Source organism: Bradyrhizobium huanghuaihaiense, from assembly GCF_007830635.1.
In the GTDB taxonomy this organism is placed as follows: Bacteria; Pseudomonadota; Alphaproteobacteria; order Rhizobiales; family Xanthobacteraceae; genus Bradyrhizobium; species Bradyrhizobium huanghuaihaiense.
This window is the reverse complement of the sequence record NZ_VLLA01000005.1, coordinates 198,767-220,851: the sequence shown is the minus strand read 5'-3', so window position 1 is coordinate 220,851 and position 22,085 is coordinate 198,767. Positions and strand designations below refer to the sequence as shown.

The window sequence follows — 22,085 nt, the reverse complement described above, 5'->3', positions numbered from 1 at the left end:
ATGACACCGCGCCTCGATTTCACCAGCGAGGCCTTCTTCCGCGATCCGCCCAAGGCGATCGCGACGCTGCGCGCCTCCGGCCCGGTGGTCGCGACGCGCTTTCCGCTGGTCGGCGAGGTCTGGATCACCACCACGCATGACGCCACGGCAGAGGTCCTGAAGGACGGCGCGACCTTCACGCTGCGCAAGGAAGACGGCGACGTCGCAGGTCTGCGCTGGTGGATGCCGAAATATGTGAAGACCATCGCCAACAACATGCTGACGATGGACGAGCCGGACCATACGCGGCTGCGCAGCATCGTGGACGAGGCCTTCCGTCGGCGTGCCATCGTGGCGATGGAGCCGCGCATTCGCGCCATTGCGGACGGGCTCGCCGACGATCTGTTTGCTGGCGGCAGTCCCGCCGATCTCGTGCAGCGCTATGCCCGGCTGCTGCCGCTGTCGGTCATCTGCGAACTATTGGGCCTGCCGACCGCGGACCGTCCGAGGTTCATCGCCTGGGCGAATTCAATGTCGTCTCTCACGAATGCCCTCAGTTTCTTTCGGTTGCTGTTCGCATTCCGCAAGATGCGGCGTTATCTCGCGGAACAGTTGCAGATCGCGCGCGTGCGGGGCGGCGAGGGCCTGATCGCCGAGCTGATCCAGGTCGAGCGCGAGGGCGGGCAGATCACGCCGGACGAGATGGTGTCGATGGTGTTCCTCCTGCTGGCTGCGGGCTCGGAGACCACGACGCATCTCATCAGCGGTTCGGTCTATGAACTTCTTAAGGATCCGGCCTTGCGCGACTGGCTGGAGCAAGACTCTGGCCGCATCGCGCTCGCCGTCGAGGAGTTCCTGCGCTTCGTCTCGCCGGTGCAATTCTCCAAGCCGCGCTATGTGCGGCGGGATACCGAGCTCGCGGGCGTGCGATTGAAGAAGGGTGATCGCGTCATGGTCATGCTCGCCGCCGCGAACATGGATCCGGCGGTGCACGACCAGCCGGAACGGCTCGACCTTGCGCGCAAGCCGAACCGCCACATGTCGTTCGGGACGGGAATTCATTTTTGTCTTGGCCATCAGCTTGCGCGGATCGAGGCGGCGTGCGCGCTGGAGGCGCTGTTGGAACGATGGCCGAAGCTTGGTCTGGCCGTCGATCCCGCGCAGGTCCGCTGGCGCAGGCGCCCGGGCCTGCGCGCGATCGCGAAGCTTCCCGTTACGGCAGAGGCCAGGGGAACAGATGTCGCGGCGTCCGCGCGAATCATGGTTGATCGTTCCCTCGCACAGGCGGACTGACGTTTCCTGCGCTTCGGAAAATCGTCGCAGCTGTGATCAGTCAGGAACGGTGTTCGGCGGTCGCTGTTGTCACCAGGACCTCGGCACGCGACGAACAGGTTCCGTGCCGCAAGGATTCCACATCTCTTGAGGAGTCTGGATCATGAGCACCAGAATGCCACCTGTTCCGCCCGACAATCAGAGCCCGAAGGGAACTGGCGACAGCAAGCAAACGTCAGCCAAGCAGACGCCGCGCGGACAACAGCGTACGGAAAATCCGGACCAGCAGGGAGACCAGGGCAACATCAAGCAGAACACGACCAATCAAGGTTATCAGCAGGACCGCTGAGGAGGACGACGCTTCATGTCGACATCCACCAAGACACCGAACAGCATCCGGCAGGGCGGCCCCGGCGCATCGCACGAGAACGCAAAGGCGCCGCTGGAGATCAAGAAACCGCCTGCCGACGATCCGCAGCGAAGCCACAGCCGCGTCTCGGGTGGTGGAGGCGAGCGCGACTCCCATCACACGCACGATGAGGCCGGCAAGGGGGGAGGCAGGTAAAGACGGGAGAGCCAGCATGCAAGGCAAAAAGACCCATGAGCAGCAGGTCCGCATTCTCGAGCGCAAGCCTGATCTCCCCGACGGGCGAGAGCTGGATCAGGCCCTGGCAGAGAGCGACCACAACAAGCACAACAATCCCGGCCAGAGCGGCCACAAGCCGCCGAAACCGACGCCGGCGCAACAGAAGCACTGAGCCTTCGCAAGATCACTGCAAGAGGAGAGAGCGATGCCAAGTGGGCATGGCAGCAAGACGCATTTCAGGTCCGGGATGCACGGTAAGGGCGACGGCACCGGCGGATTAACCGACGTACCCAAGGACAAGATCGGCGACAACATGGTGCTGTCGAACCGCGACAAGAAGCAGCATTCGGACATTCGCGGCATGGACGGCAAGTCCATCCAGACCGAACAGTATCAGGATCACGCAGCCAACCGGCTCGATCAGGAGCCGGGGACGGACGACTGAGAGGAGTCCTTTCGACCAACTCGCGGACCGGTGTTCAGCCGGTCCGCTTTTTCGTGGTCGCAAGCTCGCGCTCCCAGCCGAACACGGAGCGACCGTCGAGATCGGGCGAGGCGGCGCGTTCACCCGCGATGAACGACTCGACCGACGGTCCACGCGCGGTCCGCTCCAGCCGCCGCGCCTGGTCGTCGAGCCGCCTGAGCGCCTGCATCTCTTCCTCGCGCCCGAGTTTTGCGCTCTGGATCGCGCCTTTCAGCACGCGGATTGTCTCGTCATAGACCTTGATCGGGACGGGGTAGGGATGCCGGTCCTTGCCGCCATGGGCGAGCGAGAAGCGCGCCGGGTCCGTGAAGCGGTAGGGCGCGCCATGCACGACCTCGGCCACCATCGCCAGCGAGCGCACCGTGCGCGCGCCGACGCCGGGCGTCAGCAGCAACTCCGGGAAATCCACCGGGCCGCGCTCGGCCGCCGCAGCCAGCGTGCCGTGCAGGCGGCGGGCGAACACGTCCTTGGGCCTGACATCGTGATGATCAGGCATGGTCAGATGCGGCAGCATGGCTTGCGCCGGCTCGGGCGTCGTGTTGGTGAGCCGCTCGAATTCCGTCAGGATGCGATCGGGGCCGAGAGCGGAGAGCAGCTCGAGCTGCGCGGTGCGCGAGACGTCGGCGCGGTGATCGGTGAGATTGACGATCTCGCCTTGGGCGGGACCGTCGATCGCGCTGTGGGGCGCATCGACAAAGCTCTTCAGCGCCTCGGAATGCCAGTGATAGCGGCGGGCCTGGCGCTTGTCGCCGTTCATGCCCTGCTGCACCACCGTCCACTTGCCCTCATTGGTGACGAAGAAGCCGTGGAGATAGAGATCGAATCCGTCCTGCACCGCGGCGCTGTCGACCTTGGCCACCAGGCGGCTGGCGCGCGTCAGCTTTGCGCCGTCGAATCCGACGCGATTGCCGAGCTGCAGCAGCTCGTCCGGCGTCTTGCGCGAATGCTGGCCGCGGCCGCCGCACACATAGATGCCGAGCTCGTCCTGGAGCGGGCCGAGACCGCGCTTCAGCGCGCCGATCACCGAAGTGGTGATTCCCGAGGAGTGCCAATCCATCCCCATCACGGCGCCGAACGACTGGAACCAGAACGGATGCGACAGCCGCTGCAGGAATGCATCGCGCCCGTAATGATGCACGACCGCCTGCGTGACGATCGCGCCGAGCGTTGCCATGCGGCTCGCGAGCCACGGCGGAACCCGTCCGGTGTGGAGAGGAAGATCGGCGCTGCCGGTTCGTCTGGTCATGCGAACCACAAACTAGCGCAGGTCGGCGACAGTTGCACCAGCGGAATGCTGCGTTGCACGAGGCGGGGGAGCGAAGCCGGCCGGGAGGCGTTGAGCGCTGACGCGAATGCAAGACGGGGACAGCAATGAATTGGCAGGCCCTCATGGCCGACATCGACAAGATGTTCGGGTGGATACCATCATGGTTCATCGGTCTCGGCCTGGTCGCGGGGGCGATGCTGCTCGCCCTGTCGTTTTATCGATTTGCCGTCTGGCTGCTGAATCGCGCCTTCGGGACCCGGCTTCCGCTTCTGAGCGTGTTCATCGAGCGCACGTCCGGTCCGGCCCAGCTGGCGCTGTGTCTTGCCGCCGTCGCGCTGGTCCTGCCGCTCGCACCGCTCGACGACACCATCCGTGTGCCGCTCACGCGCCTGTTCGTCGTCGCCTTCATCGCGCTGATCGGCTGGATCTCGATCCGCGTCGTGGACATGAGCGCGGCGCGCTATTTGCAGAATTTTCGCGACGTCACCGAGAATTTCGTCGCGCGCAAGCATGTCACGCAGGTCCGCGTGTTCAAGCGCGTCACCGATACCATCATCGTCATCATCACGGTCTCGACCGCATTGATGACATTCGATTCGGTGAGGCAATACGGCGTCAGCCTGTTCGCCTCCGCGGGCGCTGCCGGTATCATCGTCGGTCTTGCCGCCCGTCCGCTGCTCAGCAATCTCATCGCTGGCTTGCAGATCGCGATCACCCAGCCGATCCGGATCGAGGATGCCGTGATCATCGAGAACGAGTGGGGCTGGGTCGAGGATATCGCCTCGACCTATGTGGTGATCCGGCTCTGGGACTGGCGACGCATGGTGGTGCCGCTGTCCTACTTCATCGAGAAGCCGTTCCAGAACTGGACCCGCGACACCGCCTCCCTGATCGGCGTCATCGCGCTGCATGTCGATTATCGCGCCGATGTGCCGCGCATCCGGCGCTGGCTGGAGGGGGCGGTGAAGGAGTCCAAGCTTTGGGACGGCGCCGTCGTCAATCTCCAGGTGATCGACGCGGATTCGCGCACCATCGAACTGCGCGCGCTGGTCAGCGCGCGGAATGCGCCGCAGTCCTGGGACCTGCGCTGCGAGATGCGAGAGAAGCTGATCGCCTTCATCCGCGACGAGATGCCGGAAGCGCTGCCGCGCGAGCGCGCGATCCTGATCCCGCAGGGAGGGGGCGATGACATCGAACTGCTCCAGCGCCCCGCCGCGCCGGAGCGGATGCGGGCGAGTGCCCACAATTGACCGGTGCGGTGCTTCCCTTATTTCGTCTTGGTCGCGCCGCGCAGGCCCGCCTGCTGCTGGATCGTCTCCAGCGCACCGGATGATCGCTCTTCGGCCACGAAGCGGTTGAGCAGGGGAAGCGCGTCCTCTCGCCCCCGGGGGATCGCGATCGCCATGTGCTCCAGCCCCCAATTGCCGTCGAGGATCTTGGCGCCCGGCATCTGGTCGGACATTTCGAACAGCGTCGGCTTGTTGGTGGCGTAGAGGTCGATCTCGCCGCGGCCGAACATGGCAATGGCGACCTTGACGCTTTCGGCGGGAACGATGGTTGCCGTCCTGAATTTCGCCGGCAGGACGCGCTCGGAGGTGGAGCCCTTGGTGACGCCGATCTTCACACCCGGTCTGTCGATATCCTCGATCTTGCCGATCGGCGAATTCGCCGGCACGAGATAACCGAGCTCGATCGAAAGCACCGGCTGGCTGAAGCTGACCTCGTTCGCGCGCGCCGGCGTGGCGTTGGTCACGGTGAAGTCGACCTGGCCGTCATGGATCGCGGTGACGATGTCGGCGACGCGCTGAAACCTGACATAGTCGATTCCGACGCCGAGCCGTTTTGCCAGCTCGCCGCCGAGATCGTAGGCGAGGCCGTGCGGCTTGCCGGTCGCATCTGTGACCATCGAGGTCGGGCTGCCCGGATAGATGCCGACGCGCAAGGTCCCGCTCGGCGCCAGCAGCTTTGCTTCGCCGTCGGCGCGCACGGGTGCGCCGTGCAGGCTGATGACTGCAACTGCGAGCAGGGCGGCACGCGCAAGATGCCCAAGAGAGGTCCTCATGGGAAGAGCCTCACTGCGCGCGGATGTTGGCGGCCTTCAGCACCGGCTCCCATTTGGTCGCCTCGGCATGCATGTAGGCGTCAAAATCCTTGGCGGAGGAGCCGACGGGGGCTGCGCCGATCTTGGCGAGCGTCGACAGCACGCTGGGGTCTTGCAGCGCGGCCTTGAGGTCGGTCTCGAGCTTGGCGACGATCTCCGGCGGCATCTTGGCCGGACCCAGCAGGCCCCACCAGACCGAGACGTCGTAGCCGGGCACGCCGGCCTCGGCGATGGTCGGAACATCCGGCAGCGCCTTGGAGCGTTCGGCCGAGGTCACCGCGAGCGCGCGCACCGGGCCGCCTTCGAGCTGGCCGATGGCTTCCGCGAGCGGATTGATGCTGAGCGGGATCTCGCCGGCGATCACGGCCGTCAGCGCCGGTGCGCCGCCCTTGTAGGGGATCGCGACGATCTTGGTGCCGGACATGTGTTTGAGCAGCTCGCCGGCGAGATGCGCCGACGTGCCGTTGCCGGACATGCCGTAGGAGAGCTTGTCCGGATCCTTCTTGGCGGCGGCGAGGAGATCGCCGAGCGTCTTGTAGGGGCTGTCCTTGGCCACCACGATCGCGAGCGGGGAGGAGGCGACCTCGGTGATCGCGGTGAAGTCCTTGAACGTATCGTAGGGCACGCTTGGATAGATGAACTGGTTCAGCGGATGGCCGCTGGCGACCAGGATCAGCGTGTAGCCGTCGGGTGCGGCCTGCGCCAGCGTCTGCGACGCCACGATGCCGCCGGCGCCGGGACGGTTGTCGATCACCGGCTGCTGACCCCAGGTCTTGGCCAGTGCCTGGCCCAGCGTACGCGCGAGCACGTCGACCGCGCCGCCGGCCGCATAGGGCACCAGGATGTGGACCGGCTTGCTCGGATAATTGTCGGCCTGCGCGGCACTCGCTGCGAGCAGCATGCCTGCACCGACCGCGAGCCGGCCGATCATTGTGTTCAAACCCAGCATTCCCAGCACTCCTTGCGGGCGTTTCGTCCCTGACGGCGGTCTCCGAGCCGCTCCGGACGATGCCCATGGTTCTTGTTGACGAGACCTGATTTTTTGTACGATAGTACAAATCACATGGTACGCAAGCCCACCAGCAAGGAAACGGCCCGCAAGCCGAACATGCGCGAGGCGATCCTCGCCGCAGCCGAGGAGCTGTTCGCCACCAACGGCTTCAATGCGGTCTCGGTGCGCGACATCGCGCAGGCCGCCGGCGCCAATCCCGGCAGCGTGACCTATCATTTCAAGACCAAGGACGGCCTGCTGCTGGAGATCTACCGGCGTCATTGCGGGCCGATGAATTTGCGCCGCTCCGAGCTGCTCGCCGCCGCAAAGCGCGTGCGCGATCTGCAGGACCGGCTGGAGGCGATCGTGCGTGCCTATGTGGTGCCGGCCTTCACCTCGGGCAGCGATCTCGCCGGTGGCGGGGCGCGCTTCACGCGGCTGCGTGCGGTGATGTCGGCTGAGGGCAACGAGGTTGCGCGAAAAATCATCGCGCAGACCTTCGATGACACCAGCCACGCCTTCATCGACGCGATCCACGAGAGCCTGCCGCACATTCCGCGCACCGACATCGTCTGGCGCAGCCATTTCCTGCTCGGCGCGCTCTATTACTCGCTGGTGACGCCGGACCGCGTCTCGCGCCTGTCGCGCGGCGAGGCCGATGGCAGCGATGCCGCAGGCGCCATCGAGCAATTGGTGCAGGCCACCGTCGCCGCGTTCCAGGCGCCTGCGCTCGACCAGGCCGCGCCGGCACGACGGCGACCGGTCGTCAGTAGCAAGACTTGAAGGAAACCGTCTCGCTCGGCGATTCAAGTGATGGCCATGATGTACACGCCGACCATTCCGCCGCCCGATCCTGATACGCGCACGCCGAAGTTCAAGCTGCCAAAGCTGTCCTGCGATGCGCATTGCCACATCTTCGGGCCCGGCGCGAAATACCCTTACGCGCCCGATCGCTCCTACACGCCGCCCGACGCGCCGCTGGAGGATTTCAGGGCGCTGCACGCCAAGCTCGGGGTGGAGCGCGCGGTCATCGTCAATGCCAGCGTGCACGGCACCGACAACACGGTGGCGCTCGACGCGATCGCCGAGAGCAATGGCGCCTACCGTGCGGTCGCCAATATCGACGACTCCATCACCGAGCGCGCACTGCGCGTGCTGCACGAGGGCGGTTTTCGCGGCTGCCGCTTCAACTTCGTCCGCCATCTCGGCGGCGTGCCCGACAAACGCGTGTTCGACCGCATCGTCGCGATGGTCACGCCGCTCGGCTGGCACATCGACCTGCATTTCGATGCGATCGACCTGCCTGAATATGCCGACATGCTGACCAGGCTGCCGCTGAGTTACACCATCGACCATATGGGCCGAGTGAAGGCGTCCGAGGGTCTCGATCAGCTTCCGTTCAAGATCCTGATCGAGCTGATGCAGCGCGACGAGAAGTGCTGGGTCAAGATCTGCGGTTCGGAGCGGGTGTCCTCGGCCGGTCGTCCCCCCTTTACCGATGCCGTGCCGTTCGCGCGCAAGATCGTCGAGACTGCGCCCGACCGCGTCATCTGGGGCACCGACTGGCCGCATCCCAACGTCAAGGTGATGCCCAATGACGGCGACCTCGTCGATCTGATCCCGCTGTTCGCGCCGGAGCCGGAGTTCCAGCAAAAAATCCTCGTCGACAATCCGGCGCGTCTGTTCGAGTTCGATCGATGACGGCAATCGCGATCGACAAGCCGCGCGGCCGGGCCTGGTGGAAGGAGCTCTGGATCCAGGTGCTCATCGCCATGGCGGCCGGCATCGCGCTTGGGATCGTGAGCCCCGAGGCGGGCGCCAAGATGCAGCCGCTCGGGGACGCCTTCATCAAGGCGATCCGGATGCTGATCGCGCCGATCATCTTCTGCACCGTCGCGCACGGCATCGCGCACATGGCCGACATGGCGCGGGTCGGGCGCGTCGCGGTGAAGGCGATCATCTATTTCGAGATCATGACCACGATCGCGCTGATCATCGGTCTCGTCGCGGTGAATTTGCTCCGGCCCGGCGTCGGCATGAACATCGATCCCGCCAGCATCAATGCCAGCGCGATCGAGCCTTATGTCAAGCAGACCGGCGCGATCGGCTTCGTGCCGTTCCTGATGAACATCGTGCCGGCGACGTTCGTCGGTGCCTTTGCGGAAGGAAACATCCTCCAGGTGCTCTTCATCTCCGTGTTGTGCGGCTTCGCGCTGGTGCAACTCGGCGAGAGGGCCGCGCCGCTGGTCCATCTGATCGACATCGCCGCCAAGATGGTGTTCGCCGTCGTCGGCTTCGTGATGTGGGCGGCGCCGATCGGCGCGTTCGGTGCGATTGCGTTCACGGTCGGCAAGTTCGGCGTCGGCTCGCTGGCCTCGCTCGGCAAGCTGCTCGGTGGGTTCTATCTGACCTGCCTGGTCTTCATCGTCATTGCGCTCGGTCCCGTCGCGCGGCTCTGTGGCTTCTCGCTGCTCAAGCTGATCCGTTACATCTGGGAAGAGTTGCTGATCTGCATCGCCACGACCTCGTCGGAGACGGTGCTGCCGCGGATGCTGACCAAGCTGGAGAAGGCGGGCTGCGAGAAGAGCGTGGTCGGGCTGGTGATCCCGACCGGCTATTCCTTCAATCTCGACGGCACTTGCCTGTACCTCGCCGCGGCCTCGGTGTTCCTGGCGCAGGCGACCAACACGCCGTTCGGGCTCGCCGAGCAGATCGAATTGCTGCTGATCCTGCTCGTGACCTCCAAGGGCGCGGCGGGAATCGCAGGCGCGGCCTTCGTCGTGCTGGCGGCGACGCTGTCGGCGACCGGCACCATTCCGGTGACGAGCGTCGCGCTGGTGCTCGGCATCCACCGCCTGATGTCGCAGGGTCTGACGCCGACCAACCTGATCGGAAACGCGGTCGCGACCATCGCGATTGCCAAATGGGAAGGCGCGCTCGACGGTGAGCGGCTGCAGCGCGTGCTCGACGGCGAGGACTCCGCGGTCGCTGTCGCTTGAAATGAACCTGCTGCCGGCGTGACGCGGGCGGCCTATGATGCTTACGAACGAAAGAGGGGAGTTCTCCCATGAAAACAGGTCTCGTCGTCACCGCCCATCCCGGCGATTTCGTCTGGCGCGCCGGCGGCGCCATCGCGCTGCATGCGAAGAAGGGCTATCGCATGAAGATCGTGTGCATGTCCTTCGGCGAGCGCGGCGAGAGCCAGTTTGCCTGGAAGGAAAAGGGCGCGACGCTGGAATCGGTCAAGGCCGGCCGCAAGGACGAGGCGGAGCGGGCGGCAAAACTGTTAGGTGCCGAGATCGAGTTCTTCGACTGCGGCGATTATCCGCTCAAACTCACCGAGGCGCATTTCGACCGCATGGTCGACATCTATCGCGAGCTCAATCCGAGCTTCGTGCTGACGCACGCACTGGAAGACCCCTACAATTTCGACCATCCCAACGCGGCGCATTTCGCCCAGGAGACCCGCGTGGTCGCGCAGGCGATGGGCCATAAGCCCGGCGCGCAGTACAAATATTCGGCTCCGCCCGTGTTCCTGTTCGAGCCGCATCAGCCCGAGCAGTGCAACTACAAGCCGGACCTGCTGCTCAAGATCGACGAGGTCTGGAAGGAGAAGTACGAGGCGTTCCAGATCCTGGCCGCACAGAAGCACCTGTGGGGCTATTACGAGCGCGTCGCGCTCAACCGCGGCATCCAGGGCAGCCGCAACACCGGCATTCCCATGACCTATGGCGAGGCCTATCAGCGCCTGTTCCCGACGGTTGCGGAGGAATTGGCATGAAGCCCGTCGTCGTTCGCAACATTGAGCGAGCCGATCCTGCCGGCATGGCCGAGTACGGCGTCTCCACCGTGCACGAGGCCTATGGCCGCCTTGGCCTGATGAAGCCTTACTTGCGTCCCGTCTGGGCGGGGGCCTCGATCGCCGGTCCCGCGGTCACCGTGCTGGCGCAGCCCGGCGACAACTGGATGATCCATGTTGCGGTCGAGCAGTGCAAAAAAGGCGACATCCTCGTCGTCGGCTGCACCACCGACAATACCGACGGCATGTTCGGCGAGCTGCTCGCCACCTCGCTCCAAGCGCGCGGTGTGCAGGGGCTGATCATCGATGCCGGCTGCCGCGACGTCAAAGCGCTGCACGAGATGAACTTTCCGGTGTGGTCGCGCGCGGTCTCGGCCAAGGGCACCGTGAAGGCCACGCTCGGCTCGGTCAACGTTCCCGTGGTCTGTGCCGGCGTCAACGTCGATCCCGGCGATATCATCGTTGCCGATGACGACGGCGTCGTCGTGGTGCCGAAGCGTTATGCTGCCGAGGTGGCCGAGAAGGCCAAGAAGCGCAACGCCGACGAAGGCGGCAAGCGCAAGCGGCTGGCGTCGGGCGAATTGGGCCTCGACATGTACAGCATGCGCGAGGCCTTGGCGAAGGCCGGTCTCGTCTATGTCGACAATCCCGAGGACGTCTGAGCGGAACAAGGGAAGCGGAGCGGGCGCATGGATCGTCTCAAGCTGAAAGCCGTGCTCGGCAGTCACGCCCATGTGCAGGCGGTGAAGAGCGGCGCGCTCCGCTCCGACCTCTTCGATCTCGACTTCATCGAGTACACGCCGACCAACACGGCATTCAAGCCGATGGTGCACGAGCAGGCGTTTGACGTCTGCGAGATGGCGATCGTCACCTACCTGATGGCGAAAGCCCACAGCAAGCCGCTGGTGCTGCTGCCCGCGACCATGATGGGCCGCTTCCAGCATTCCTATGCGCTGTACAATCCCGGCCAGGGAACGCTGGGGCCGTCCGATCTCGAAGGCAAGCGCGTCGGCATCCGCTCCTTCACGACCACGACGGGGGCCTGGATCAGGGGCATCCTCGCCAACGACTACGGCGTCGATCTCGACAAGATCAAATGGGTCACGTTCGAGGATCCGCATGTCGCCGAATATGTCGACACCACCGAGCGCGCGCCGAAGGACAAGAAGGTGTTGCAGATGCTGCTCGACGGCGAGCTCGATGCCGTCCTTGGCGAGACCTCGAACGATCCGAAACTGAAGCCGCTCTTCCCCGATCCGGCCGCGGAGGCCGCCAAGTGGTACGCCCGTCGCGGCGTGGTGCCGGTCAACCATCTCGTGGTCGTGACGGAGCAGCTCGCAAAATCCCGCCCTGACGTGGTCGCGGGCGTCTATGATCTGCTCAAGCGGAACAAGGAGCAGGCGGGACCTGTGGCAACGCCCGACCTCGTTCCGTTCGGGATCGAGGCCAACAGGAAACCGCTCGAGCTGATCATCGACTACGCATTCCAGCAGGCGCTGATCCCGCGCCGCTATGCGGTCGAGGAGTTGTTCGACGCGACGACACGAGGACTGAATTGATGGCGGGTGATCCCAGGCGCTGGCAGATCGGGCTGGTCGGCTATGGCGAGGTCGGCAGGATTCTGGCCGAGGATCTGCGCCAGCAGGACATCAAGGTCTCAGCCTATGACATCAAGCTCGGCGGCGAGCAGGGCGCGCCGCTAAGGGAGCATGCGGCGAAATTCGGCGTGACGCTCGCAGCGTCCCATGCCGAGCTGACCGCGAAATCCGACTTCATCATCTCCGCCGTCACAGCGAGCCAGGCCGTGCCGGTGGCAAAGGCCTGCGCGGCCGCGCTCAACCAGGGCACCTGGTTCCTCGATTTCAACTCGGCCTCTCCCGGCGCCAAGGAGCGCGCCGCGGCACTGATCGACGGCGCGGCCGGGCGCTATGTCGAGGGAGCGGTGATGACCTCGGTGCCGCCGTATCGCATCAAGGTGCCGCTGCTGCTCGGCGGGCCCGGCGCGAGGGAGCTGGAGCCGCTGCTGAACGCGATCGGCTTTGCGGCCAAGGTTGCCAGCGACAAACTAGGTGTGTCCTCGGCGGTGAAGATGTGCCGCAGCATCATGATCAAGGGCCTCGAGGCCATGGTCATCGAGAGTTTTACGACCGCCCGCGCCTATGGCGTCGAGGATGCCGTACTGGCGTCACTCACCGAGACATTCCCCGCCATCGATTGGGAGAAGCAGGGCGCCTATTTCTTCCAGCGCGTGATCGAGCACGGCCGCCGCCGGGCCGAGGAGGTGCGCGAGGTTGCCGAGACCGTACGCGAGGTGGGGCTGACGCCGTGGTCGGCGCAGGGCACGGCCGAGCGTCAGGCCTGGGTGGCCGATCTCGCCGACGAAGGCCTGTTCGGCACGAAAGGAACAAAGGAGTTCGCTCGCAGCGCCGACTGGCGTACCGAAGCGGATCGGATCCTGGCGAAGATCAATCGCGCGAAATAGGGCGGCTCCGGTTCAGGATTTCGCTGCGCAACAGCCCGTGAGCTCATCGCGTGCGCGGTCGATCGACTCGATCAGGTTCTTGGCCCTCCGGACGACTTCGGTCGTGCGCTCAGTGCGAAACTCGGCGAGGATCATGCGAATGCACTTGTCGGCGGTCTCGAGCGTCCACAGCATGCGGGCCATCTCGTCCTCGGAGCGGACCGCCGCGATATCGAGGCCTGACAGGACTTTGCCGATGCCGTTCAGCCGTTTGACGGCGGTCTCGGCGGGCGTCCCGGACCGAACGGAATGAGAGTTGATGCTGCTGAATGCGCTGAACACGTCCATGCTTCCCGATTGAATGCAGACATCAGTGCGGTCTCACCAAGACCGGCACCGCGGGACTTGCAATGCGTGCACCTATCGGGAATCGGAGAGAGTCGACTATCCGGAAGAGTACCGGATTCGGAATTTTGGAACTGTGGGCGGTAACATCGGACGGTAATCCGGCTCGTTGCAATGCAGATATGCGTTGGGAGCCGTTCACGGGCCTGGGCGGAACAGTGTGGCCCGCTGCCGTGCAAAGGTTTGCCGGCCGGCTTTGAAGCCCATCATGACGTCCGGCAGCTCGGCGATGGCGAATCGGCTGTCCCTGGTATCGAGCACGATCAGATCGGCGGGATTGCCGACCTTGATGCCGTAATCACCGAGGTTCATCAGCCGCGCCGGAAGCTCCGTGACGAGATCGAGGCAGGTGTCGAAGTCGCTGACCGAGGCGTGCGCGACGTTGGCATAGAAGTTCGCCATCCGCAGCAGCGAGGCGTCGCCAAACGGCGTGAAGGGATTGAGCACGTTGTTGGTCGCGACCGAGCACAGCACGCCGTCGCCGGCGAGCTTGTGCGCGAGCGTCAGCCCGCGCGGCGCATTGTGGGTGGCCTGGCGTCCCATGAGATAGAGATCGGTCGCAGGCAGCACGGTGACGGCGACGCCGGCCTTCGCCAGTTGGGCGGTGGCCGCCTTCATCCGTTCCGGCGGCAAGGCCGAGAGTTTCGTGGCATGGCCGATCGCGACGCGTCCGCCGTAGCTGCGACGCTCGGTGAGGCGGCAGACCTCGTCGAGGTGCCACCAGGAGGGGTCGAGGTCGAAATCGAGATGGAGGTCGACGTCGACGTCGAACTCCTCAGCGAGGTCGAAGATGCGCGCGAGATGGGCGTTCGGATCGGTGTCCATGTAGGGACAGCCGCCGATGACCTCGCCGCCGTCGCGCAGCGCCTGGATCAGTAGCTCCTCGGCGCCGGGATCGTTGGTCAGGCCTTCCTGTGGGAAGACGCAGAGTTCGAGGTCGATCGCCCAGGCATGGTCACGCTTGAGCGCCTTCACCGCCTCGAAGCCGCGGAGGCCAATGCGCGGATCGATCTCGACGTGTGTGCGCATCCGCGTCGTGCCGTGCACGATTGCCCGCTCCAGCACGCGAGCGCCGCGGGCGTAGACGTCCTCGACGGTAAAATCCTTCTTCATGCCGGCCACGGCACGAATGGCTTCCGAGACGCTGCCGTGGTTGTGCCCGCAGCGGCCGAGCAGGCAGGCCTTGTCGAGATGGATGTGGGTGTCGACGAAGCCGGGCAGGGCCAAATGGCCGCCGACATCGACCTCGGCGGCCTCGCAGGCGAGCCTGGGCGCGATCGCGGCGATACGTCCGTCCTTCACGCCGATGTCGACGGGTGCGGCGGATGAGCGCAACAGCGCGCTGCGGAAGATCAGGTCGAAGGCGGCTTCGGTGGTCATGGCGTCGAATTCAGGTGTGGTAGCCTAGCGGAAGCCGAGGGAGGGGGCAGCTCCAGATTGTGTGCAATCAAGGTGTCCGATTGTTCAAAAAATGTGCATGCACTTTGAGGTCTGAATTGTAGAATGCCGGGACCCCGGAGAACCCATGATGTCCGCGCCCGCCAAAGCCGAACGCCCGACGACTGACGCCGAGATCGTCGAGGCTTACCTGACGGCCTCGATGATACCCGATCCCGACGCTGCCGCGGCCTACATGAAGCCCGGCACGGTGATCACGTTCACTGGGGGGCGCGCGTTCGACCATCCGCGCGGGCCGACCGGATTCAACGCCAAGCGCTACCGCTGGGTGAAGAAGAAGATGGACCGGTTCGACGTCTGCCCCGGCGCCGACGAGACGGTCGTCTACAGTGTCGGCACGCTCTATGGCGAGTGGATGGACGGCACCCCGTTCGAGGGCAACCGCTATGTCGATCGCTTCGTCGTGAGGGGCGGGCAGATCGTCAAGATGGACGTCTGGAACGACAGTGCCGAGCGCATCCTCGTCCAGCGCGGGATCGAAGCCTAGCCTCTTCTAGCGACCTTCGGCAGCTTGACGACGCGGTCGCTCGTTACTTCATCGGCGTAGGGCGCCAAAATATCGAGGAGATCACGGCCGCGCTGCGGAGTTGGGGCAACCAGTGCGCGATTGGCCACGGAATCCAGGTGATGATGCATCAAGTCCATCACCTTGGCCTCATCGCCCTTGGCGAGCGCCGAGATGATGGCGCGATGCTCGTTGATGGCGCATTCGGTGGAGTGCGGCCGGCTGTAGAGCGACAGCGTCAGGCAGCAGCGATAAGCGACCTCGCTGACATAGCGCACCAGGATTGGGCTGTTCGTCATGTGCGCGAGCAGGATGTGGAATTCGGTCGCGAGGCGGATCGAGACCGCATCCGTGCCGCCACGCGCACGATCTTCGGCATCGACATGGGCGTTCAGCTCGGCGATCTGCGCCTTGGTCAGCTTGCCCGCGAGCTGACGGACGACAAGCCGCTCGAGCTCGATGCGGATGTCGAAGGCATCGCGCGCCTCCTGCCAGCTCGGTGTCGCCACCACCGCGATCCGGTTGCGGCGGAGCTCGACGAGGCCCTCGGCGGCGAGCTGGCCCAGCGCATGGCGGGCAATGGTGCGGCTGACGCCAAAGCGTTCGCCGAGCGCATCCTCCGGCAGCTTGGCGCCGGGCTCGAGCGCCTGCTCGATGATGGCGCGCCGGAGCGCGCGGCAGATCACGCTGACCTTGTCCGACGATTCAGAAGTCTTGCTGCTCGTACGCGCCGCCATCGGCGAATCCTGTAGGGGTGACACCATTCCTTAGCACAGGCTCGCGCCAATTCCGCGCTCCAATTGCATGCAGTTTGGGGCCACGATTGCCTAAATCGAATCCGGCCATTGGGCGTGGGATTCCGCCAACCCGTTGATTTTGCGAGTCGTGAGGGCTGGCATTCAGCTTGCATGCACTTTTGCTGTGATGCGCATGCAACCCAAGACCCAGTTTGGCAGCCAGTCCGTTCCGGAAGGAGCGGCCGCGACCGCCATCGAGCTGTCCGAGGCGTCCGTGACGTTTGGACGGGGCGACCGCGCCGTGCCCGCCCTGTCGAAGACCAGCTTGAGGATCGCCGACGGCGAGTTTGTCGCACTGGTCGGCCCGTCCGGATGCGGCAAGTCGACCATTTTGCGCCTCGTCTCTGGCCTGGTGCAGCCGACCAGTGGCGTCGTCATCGTCGGCGGCCGTGAGGTCGCGGCGCGGGCGATGCGGGTCGGCATGGCCTTCCAGAACCCGACCATGCTGCCGTGGATGACGATCGAGCGGAATATCATGCTGCCGCTGAAGATCGTCGAGCCGTTCCGTTCCAACTTCCGCAGGCTGCGCAAGACCGAATTCCGCGACAAGGCCAACGCGCTGCTGGAGCAGGTCGGCCTCAAGGGTTTCGGCAATCGTTATCCCTGGCAGCTCTCAGGCGGCATGCTCCAGCGCGCCAATCTCTGCCGCGCGCTGATCCATGAGCCGCGCATGCTGCTGCTCGATGAGCCCTTCGGCGCGCTCGACCAGTTCACCCGGGAGGAGCTGTGGGCGATCCTCCAGAACCTCTGGATGACGCACAAGCCGACCGTGCTGCTGGTCACCCACGATCTGCGCGAGGCCGGCTTCCTTGCGAGCCGCATCTGCGTGATGAGCGCGCGCCCGGGCCGCATCCTCGACGACAGCCGCGTCGAGTTCGCGCGCCCGCGCACCGTCGCGATGACCTTCGAGCCGGATTTCGTCGCGCTGAACCAGAAGCTGCGCACTTTCATCGAGGATGCGCGCAGCGCGGCCGGGCAGGGAGCAGGCTGATGTTCGGGATCGATATCAGGCAAAAGGCGTGGTCGGCGGGACTCATCGTGCTGTTCTTCGTCGCCTGGGAGCTGTTCTGCCTGACGACGGGCATGTCGGACCTGGTGCTGCCGCGGCCCTCGCAGGTGTTCGTGACCCTGTTCCAGCGCTTCCCGGTGCTGTGGCCGCACATCGTGCAGACGCTCGCCACCACCATGTTCGGCTTCGTCCTTGGCGTTGCACTCGGCGTCGCGCTCGGCGCGATCATCGGCGTCTCGAAGACCGCTTACGACACCTGCTACCCGCTGCTGATCGGCTTCTCCTCGATCCCCAAGGTCGCGGTGGTGCCGATCTTCGTGCTGTGGTTCGGCTCCGGCACGGTGCCGGCGGTGCTCACGGCGCTGTCGATCTGCTTCTTCCCGATCGTCGTCAATATCGCCACGGGTTTAGCTACCACCGAGCCCGAGCTCGAGGACGTCTTGAAGGCGCTCGGCGCCAGCAAGCTCGACATCCTCTGGAATGTCGGTCTGCCCCGGACCATGCCGTTCTTCTTCGCCTCGCTGAAGGTTGCGATCTCCTATGCCTTCGTCGGCGCCGTGCTGTCGGAGACGGTTGCCTCCAACCGCGGCATCGGCAACGTCATGATGACCGCGTCATCCAATTTCAACGTGCCGCTGGTGTTCGCCGGCCTGTTCGTGCTCGCCGGCCTCGGCGTCGCGCTTTACGTCGTGTTCTCGCTGATCGAAGGGCAGGTCACCGGCTGGGCGACGCGCAAGAACGACGTGATCGCCACCTGAAATCTTGAACCGTCACGCAACGAAGCTGAGGAGGTCTCGATGTTGAGAAAAGTAACTGCCGCGCTGTTGGGCTTGGCCCTGTCCGCGGGCGCTGCCACGGCCGAGGACACCACGATCAAGTTCACGCTGGGCTGGAAGACGCAAGGCAGCGACGCCGCGTTCTTCTATGCCAAGGACAACGGCTTCTTTAAAGAGGAAGGCCTCAACGTCGTCATCGACCAGGGCGAGGGCTCCGGCGCCACCGTCACGCGCGTGATGTCCGGCGCCTATGATGCCGGCTTCGGCGACGTCAACGCCATCATCCAGAACGCCTCGACCAAGCCGCAGGAAGCGCCCGTCATGGTCTACATGATGTGGAACCAGCCGCCGTTCGCGATCGTCGCCAAGAAGACCAGCGGCATCAACACCATCAAGGATTTCGAGGGCCACACCCTCGGCGGCGCGCAGGGCACGCCGACGACGCGGCTATTGCCGGTGTTCACGCGCAAGAACGGACTCGACGGCGAGAAGATCAAGATCTCCAACATGGCGCCGAACCTGCAGGAGCCGATGCTGATCAAGGGCGACATCGATGCTGCGCTGGTCTTCAATATCACCAGCTATTTCAACCTGGTGCTCAACCGCCAGGACCCGGACAAGGATTTCAAATGGTTCTCGTTCGGTGAGTATGGTCTCGATCTCTACTCCAACGGCGTGATGGTCTCGAAGAAGTTGATCGCAACGAACCCGAAGGCGGTCGCCGGCCTGGTGCGCGCCATCAACAAGGGCGCGATCGCGGTGGCCAAGGATCAGAACGCCGGCATGAAGGCGGCGCTGAACTACGACAATCTGATCGATGTCGCCGTCGAGAAGCGCCGGCTGCAATATTCCTTCGACAAGCTCATTGTCTCGCCCGAGATGAAGGAGATCGGTATCGGCGACATCAAGGACGACCGCATGACCCGCGCCATCGGCATCGTGGTCGAGGGCTATCAGCTCGCCCGCGCGCCGACGCCGGCAGAGGTGTTCTCGCGCGAATTCCTGCCGCCGCGCGCGGAGCGGGAACTGGTGTATACTGCCAACTGAATCTGGAGAGACGGTCATGGCCACGGAAATTTCGGCAACCAGCCTGTTCCGTGGCCCTGACCGCGGCGTCAGCGACAATGTCGTGCTGCGGCACGACGGCGGCGTCATCACCGATATTTCGGAAGGAGCGGGGCGGGGGCCGCGCTCTTTCGTCATTCCGGCTTTCGTCAACGCCCACGACCATGCCCGCGGCACCGCGTCGTCCTTCGGTGCGGTCGGCATGCCCCTGGAAAGCTGGATCCTGCGGACCGCGCTGGGCTCGCCTGTTAATCCTTACCTGACGGCAGCATCCGCATTGGCGCGTTCGGCCAGGGCCGGCTGCGCCGCCATGATGGTGCACTACACCCGTCCGAGCGGGACGATGCCCTTGGTGGACGAGGCCAAGGCCATTTCGAAGGCTGCATCCGACGTCGGTATCCGCATCGCGTTTGCGCTGGCCGTGCGTGACCAGAATCCGATCGTCTACGGTGATGCCGAGCCGGTGCTCTCGGGACTATCCGGCGACGATCGCAAGACCATCGAGGATCTCTTCGTCCGCGCGCCGATGTCGCCGAAGGCGTATATCGAGCTGACCGATGCGATTGCCGCGGCTATCGCCGGCCCGATGGTCGACGTGCAGCTCGGGCCCGCCGGCGTGCAATGGTGCTCGAAGCCGCTGCTGGAAGCGGTGGCGGAGAACTCCGCGCGGACCGGCCGGCGCGTCCACATGCATCTGTTGGAAACCGTGTACCAGCGCGCCTGGGCCGACCAGCATTTTCCGGACATGGTGCGCTGGCTCCGTGACATCGGCTTCCTCTCCGAACGGCTGACGCTCGCGCATTGCATCCATGCCCGTCCTGATGAGCTCGAGATGATCGCCGCGTCCGGCGCGCGCATCGTCACCAATTTCAGCTCGAACATGCACCTGCGCTCGGGCCTCGCCCCGATCGCGGCGGCGCACAGATGCGGCTGCGCCATCGCTGTCGGCGTCGACGGGCTGGCGCTGGACGAGGACGACGACATCCTGCGCGAGATGCGGCTGGTTCAGATGGTCCACGGCGGCCTCGGCTTCAAGGCGACATGGACGCCGGCCGAGATGTTTTCGCTCGCCATCCGCAACGGACGTCGCGCAACGGGCGCCGCCGGGAGCGGCGAACTCGCCGCCGGCAATCCTGCCGACTACGTCGTGATCGATCTCGACCGGCTCGATCGCGACAAGATTATGCCGGTCGATCCCATGGCACTGCTGTTCGCACGAGGTAACGCGTCCCTCGTGAAGGAGGTCGTCGTCGCCGGCAAGACGATCGCGCGCGAGGGGGTCTGTGTGGGCGTTGACCTGCCGGCCATCGAGCAGGAGTTGCGGGGCATGTACCGCGCCAATGTCGGCAAGCTCGAAGGCTTTCAGCGGGTGTGGCCTCCGCTGTCGGAACGGCTAGGCGGCTGGTTCGAGCAGCAGCTGACCTGTCAATGAGGCGGCTGTCCTCGACCGGGATGTATATAAAAAGGCGATAGCTGGTAAACCCTGCCTCGTCTGGCGCCCGATGCATTGATGCGCTATCAGCTTCGCGATTGCGTCTCGACACCAGTCGACGACCCCCTCGAGGAGCCCTCCGATGCGTCTTCCCGTCATTCTTCTGGCCGTGACATGTCTTGCCGGCGCAGCTTCAGCCGAAGACCTCACCGGCACGCTGCAGAAGGTGAAGGAGACCAGGAAGATCACGCTGGGCTATCAGGAGGCCTCGGTCCCGTTCAGCTATCTCGACGGCAACCAGAAGCCGGTCGGCTTTGCCATGGACATCTGCCTCAGGATCGTCGATGCCGTGAAGAAGCAGCTCAACATGCCCGACATCTCCGTCGAGACTCTCGCGGTGACGTCGTCGAACCGCATCCCGCTGATGGTCAACGGCACGCTCGACCTGCATTGCTCGGCGACCACCAACAACGCCGACCGCCAGAAGCAGGTGGCTTTCACCAATACGCACTTCCTCAGCGCGACGCGGTTTGCCGCCAAGAAGGCTGCCAAGATCAGCACCATCGACGATCTCAAGGGCAAGGCCGTGACGGCCGTGGCCGGATCGGTCAACCTGAACCAGCTTGCGAAGGTCAATACCGAGCGCAATCTCGGCATCAGGATCATGCCGGCCGTGGATCAGGCCGAGGCCTTCCTGCTGCTGGAGACCGACCGGGCCCAGGCTTACGCGCTCGACGACGTCCAGCTCGCGGTCGCCATTGCGCGCTCGAAGGAGCCGGCCCTGTTCATGATCAGCGAGGAGACCTTTGCGAAGGCCGAGCCCTTCGGGATCATGCTGCGGCGGGAGGACGCGCCGTTCAAGACGCTGGCCGATCGCGCCACGGCCGAGCTCTACGCAAGCCCGGAGATCGAGGTGCTCTATCGGAAGTGGCTGGAATCGCCGACGCCGCCGAACGGGATCAACTACAACGTCCCGATGTCGCCGGCCTTGCGTAACGCTTTCAAGACCCCGAGCTCGAGCGCCGATCCGGACGTGTATCTGGTGAAGTGAGGCGAGGGCGATCGCGCGCGGCGTGTCGCTCGGGCGGCACGCCCGCGTTCAGGAACTCCACCAGAAGCTGCCGAGAGTCGGTCGCCATTTCGTGATCGGCTCATGATTGCGAATTATTAGATAGCATCCTATCTAATTTGGATGGCTCCCTTGCAGGCTCACATCCACGCCGAGATCGGCCGGCTGATCGCGCGCTTGGGACGGATGTGGCGGCGCGAGTCGGATTCTGCGCTGTCCGAGCACGGCCTGTCCTATGCGACCGCGATTCCGCTTCTGGTGCTATCGCGCCAGGGCGAGCATGTCCGGCAAGGCGTGCTCGCGGATGAGCTCGGCATCGAGGGGCCGTCGCTGGTGCGCCTGATCGACCTGCTCCAGGCCGAGGGCCTGGTCGAGCGCCGGAAAGATCCCACCGACCGTCGTGCCAAAACGTTACATTTGACGAGAGCGGGCGCGGCCAAGGTCGAGGAGACCAACCGGGTGCTGCGCCGGGTGCGGGCCGGCCTCCTGAAGGATATCGGGCCCGAGGAACTTGCGATAACATTCGACACTCTTCAGCGCATCGAACAGCGGGCTAGTCGCCTGCAAGACGCCAAGACTGGGCCTGAAAAGACTGGTCCCGAGAAGACTGGCTCCGAGGCGAAATAGCC

The 22,085-nt window shown here is 64.8% G+C and carries 26 protein-coding genes; 20 read left to right on the top strand and 6 right to left on the bottom strand.

Annotated elements, in window-relative coordinates:
- The 5 genes from IQ16_RS13750 (at window position 1) to IQ16_RS13735 (ending at window position 2,282) form a co-directional block, all read left to right on the top strand.
- Window positions 1–1,272, top strand: a complete 1,272-nt coding sequence (locus IQ16_RS13750; protein ID WP_145831522.1) for a cytochrome P450 family protein — start codon at window positions 1–3, stop codon at window positions 1,270–1,272.
- A 142-nt stretch (window positions 1,273–1,414) separates the two neighbouring features.
- On the top strand, window positions 1,415–1,600 hold the full coding sequence (locus IQ16_RS13745; protein WP_035667252.1) for a hypothetical protein: 186 nt from the start codon (window positions 1,415–1,417) through the stop codon (window positions 1,598–1,600).
- 15 nt (window positions 1,601–1,615) lie between these two features.
- Window positions 1,616–1,816, top strand: coding sequence for a hypothetical protein (locus tag IQ16_RS13740; RefSeq protein WP_018645587.1), 201 nt, complete (start codon window positions 1,616–1,618; stop codon window positions 1,814–1,816).
- 16 nt (window positions 1,817–1,832) lie between these two features.
- Complete coding sequence (locus IQ16_RS45610; protein WP_018645588.1) at window positions 1,833–2,009, top strand: hypothetical protein; 177 nt, start codon at window positions 1,833–1,835, stop codon at window positions 2,007–2,009.
- A gap of 33 nt (window positions 2,010–2,042) precedes the next feature.
- Window positions 2,043–2,282 (top strand): hypothetical protein, encoded by a 240-nt coding sequence (locus tag IQ16_RS13735; protein ID WP_018645589.1) that lies wholly within the window; start codon window positions 2,043–2,045, stop codon window positions 2,280–2,282.
- Between the two features lie 34 nt (window positions 2,283–2,316).
- On the opposite strand, the gene IQ16_RS13730 is transcribed toward IQ16_RS13735, so the two are convergent.
- Window positions 2,317–3,567 (bottom strand): DUF763 domain-containing protein, encoded by a 1,251-nt coding sequence (locus IQ16_RS13730; protein WP_018645590.1) that lies wholly within the window; start codon window positions 3,565–3,567, stop codon window positions 2,317–2,319.
- A 125-nt stretch (window positions 3,568–3,692) separates the two neighbouring features.
- Here IQ16_RS13730 and IQ16_RS13725 point away from each other — a divergent pair, with 125 nt between their 5' ends.
- On the top strand, window positions 3,693–4,838 hold the full coding sequence (locus IQ16_RS13725; protein WP_018645591.1) for a mechanosensitive ion channel family protein: 1,146 nt from the start codon (window positions 3,693–3,695) through the stop codon (window positions 4,836–4,838).
- A 17-nt stretch (window positions 4,839–4,855) separates the two neighbouring features.
- Here the strand turns inward: IQ16_RS13725 and IQ16_RS13720 are convergent, their stop codons facing one another.
- On the bottom strand, window positions 4,856–5,650 hold the full coding sequence (locus IQ16_RS13720) for an ABC transporter substrate-binding protein (RefSeq protein WP_018645592.1): 795 nt from the start codon (window positions 5,648–5,650) through the stop codon (window positions 4,856–4,858).
- A 10-nt stretch (window positions 5,651–5,660) separates the two neighbouring features.
- Complete coding sequence (locus IQ16_RS13715) at window positions 5,661–6,638, bottom strand: tripartite tricarboxylate transporter substrate binding protein (protein ID WP_018645593.1); 978 nt, start codon at window positions 6,636–6,638, stop codon at window positions 5,661–5,663.
- A gap of 114 nt (window positions 6,639–6,752) precedes the next feature.
- Here IQ16_RS13715 and IQ16_RS13710 point away from each other — a divergent pair, with 114 nt between their 5' ends.
- The 7 genes from IQ16_RS13710 (at window position 6,753) to IQ16_RS13680 (ending at window position 12,961) form a co-directional block, all read left to right on the top strand.
- A complete protein-coding gene (locus IQ16_RS13710) occupies window positions 6,753–7,463 on the top strand; it encodes a TetR/AcrR family transcriptional regulator (protein WP_018645594.1) in 711 nt (236 codons plus the stop codon).
- 30 nt (window positions 7,464–7,493) lie between these two features.
- Window positions 7,494–8,381, top strand: coding sequence for an amidohydrolase family protein (locus tag IQ16_RS13705; RefSeq protein ID WP_018645595.1), 888 nt, complete (start codon window positions 7,494–7,496; stop codon window positions 8,379–8,381).
- Window positions 8,378–9,679, top strand: coding sequence for a C4-dicarboxylate transporter DctA (dctA, locus tag IQ16_RS13700; RefSeq protein WP_018645596.1), 1,302 nt, complete (start codon window positions 8,378–8,380; stop codon window positions 9,677–9,679). The genes IQ16_RS13705 and dctA overlap by 4 nt, the downstream gene beginning before the upstream one ends.
- Before the next feature lie 68 nt (window positions 9,680–9,747).
- On the top strand, window positions 9,748–10,461 hold the full coding sequence (locus IQ16_RS13695; RefSeq protein ID WP_018645597.1) for a PIG-L deacetylase family protein: 714 nt from the start codon (window positions 9,748–9,750) through the stop codon (window positions 10,459–10,461).
- The gene (locus tag IQ16_RS13690; RefSeq protein WP_018645598.1) at window positions 10,458–11,141 is read left to right on the top strand and encodes a 4-carboxy-4-hydroxy-2-oxoadipate aldolase/oxaloacetate decarboxylase; all 684 of its coding nucleotides are present in this window, start codon (window positions 10,458–10,460) and stop codon (window positions 11,139–11,141) included. Before IQ16_RS13695 ends, IQ16_RS13690 begins: the two co-directional genes overlap by 4 nt.
- A 27-nt stretch (window positions 11,142–11,168) precedes the next feature.
- The gene (locus IQ16_RS13685) at window positions 11,169–12,038 is read left to right on the top strand and encodes a substrate-binding domain-containing protein (protein WP_018645599.1); all 870 of its coding nucleotides are present in this window, start codon (window positions 11,169–11,171) and stop codon (window positions 12,036–12,038) included.
- Window positions 12,038–12,961 (top strand): DUF1932 domain-containing protein, encoded by a 924-nt coding sequence (locus tag IQ16_RS13680; protein WP_018645600.1) that lies wholly within the window; start codon window positions 12,038–12,040, stop codon window positions 12,959–12,961. The genes IQ16_RS13685 and IQ16_RS13680 overlap by 1 nt, the downstream gene beginning before the upstream one ends.
- Before the next feature lie 12 nt (window positions 12,962–12,973).
- Here the strand turns inward: IQ16_RS13680 and IQ16_RS13675 are convergent, their stop codons facing one another.
- Together IQ16_RS13675 and IQ16_RS13670 are read right to left on the bottom strand one after the other, a co-directional pair.
- Window positions 12,974–13,288: a hypothetical protein gene (locus IQ16_RS13675; protein ID WP_018645601.1), complete on the bottom strand. Its 315-nt coding sequence runs from the start codon at window positions 13,286–13,288 to the stop codon at window positions 12,974–12,976.
- A gap of 195 nt (window positions 13,289–13,483) precedes the next feature.
- Window positions 13,484–14,725, bottom strand: a complete 1,242-nt coding sequence (locus IQ16_RS13670) for an amidohydrolase family protein (protein ID WP_018645602.1) — start codon at window positions 14,723–14,725, stop codon at window positions 13,484–13,486.
- Between the two features lie 148 nt (window positions 14,726–14,873).
- Here IQ16_RS13670 and IQ16_RS13665 point away from each other — a divergent pair, with 148 nt between their 5' ends.
- Complete coding sequence (locus IQ16_RS13665; protein WP_026312408.1) at window positions 14,874–15,290, top strand: nuclear transport factor 2-like protein; 417 nt, start codon at window positions 14,874–14,876, stop codon at window positions 15,288–15,290.
- Here the strand turns inward: IQ16_RS13665 and IQ16_RS13660 are convergent.
- Entirely contained in the window at window positions 15,287–16,045 is a 759-nt protein-coding gene (locus IQ16_RS13660) for a GntR family transcriptional regulator (protein WP_018645604.1), read from the bottom strand. The two genes, IQ16_RS13665 and IQ16_RS13660, sit on opposite strands and share 4 nt — an antisense overlap.
- Before the next feature lie 193 nt (window positions 16,046–16,238).
- On the opposite strand from IQ16_RS13660, the gene IQ16_RS13655 reads away from it, so the two are divergent.
- From IQ16_RS13655 to IQ16_RS13630, 6 genes are all read left to right on the top strand, one after another.
- Window positions 16,239–17,096 (top strand): ABC transporter ATP-binding protein, encoded by an 858-nt coding sequence (locus IQ16_RS13655; RefSeq protein WP_026312409.1) that lies wholly within the window; start codon window positions 16,239–16,241, stop codon window positions 17,094–17,096.
- Window positions 17,096–17,872, top strand: coding sequence for an ABC transporter permease (locus IQ16_RS13650; RefSeq protein ID WP_018645606.1), 777 nt, complete (start codon window positions 17,096–17,098; stop codon window positions 17,870–17,872). The genes IQ16_RS13655 and IQ16_RS13650 overlap by 1 nt, the downstream gene beginning before the upstream one ends.
- A gap of 39 nt (window positions 17,873–17,911) precedes the next feature.
- Entirely contained in the window at window positions 17,912–18,937 is a 1,026-nt protein-coding gene (locus IQ16_RS13645; RefSeq protein WP_018645607.1) for an ABC transporter substrate-binding protein, read from the top strand.
- 16 nt (window positions 18,938–18,953) lie between these two features.
- A complete protein-coding gene (locus IQ16_RS13640) occupies window positions 18,954–20,387 on the top strand; it encodes an amidohydrolase family protein (protein WP_018645608.1) in 1,434 nt (477 codons plus the stop codon).
- A 142-nt stretch (window positions 20,388–20,529) separates the two neighbouring features.
- Window positions 20,530–21,438, top strand: coding sequence for an amino acid ABC transporter substrate-binding protein (locus IQ16_RS13635; protein WP_018645609.1), 909 nt, complete (start codon window positions 20,530–20,532; stop codon window positions 21,436–21,438).
- A 141-nt stretch (window positions 21,439–21,579) separates the two neighbouring features.
- Entirely contained in the window at window positions 21,580–22,083 is a 504-nt protein-coding gene (locus IQ16_RS13630) for a MarR family winged helix-turn-helix transcriptional regulator (protein ID WP_018645610.1), read from the top strand.
- Window positions 22,084–22,085: the final 2 nt, after the last annotated feature.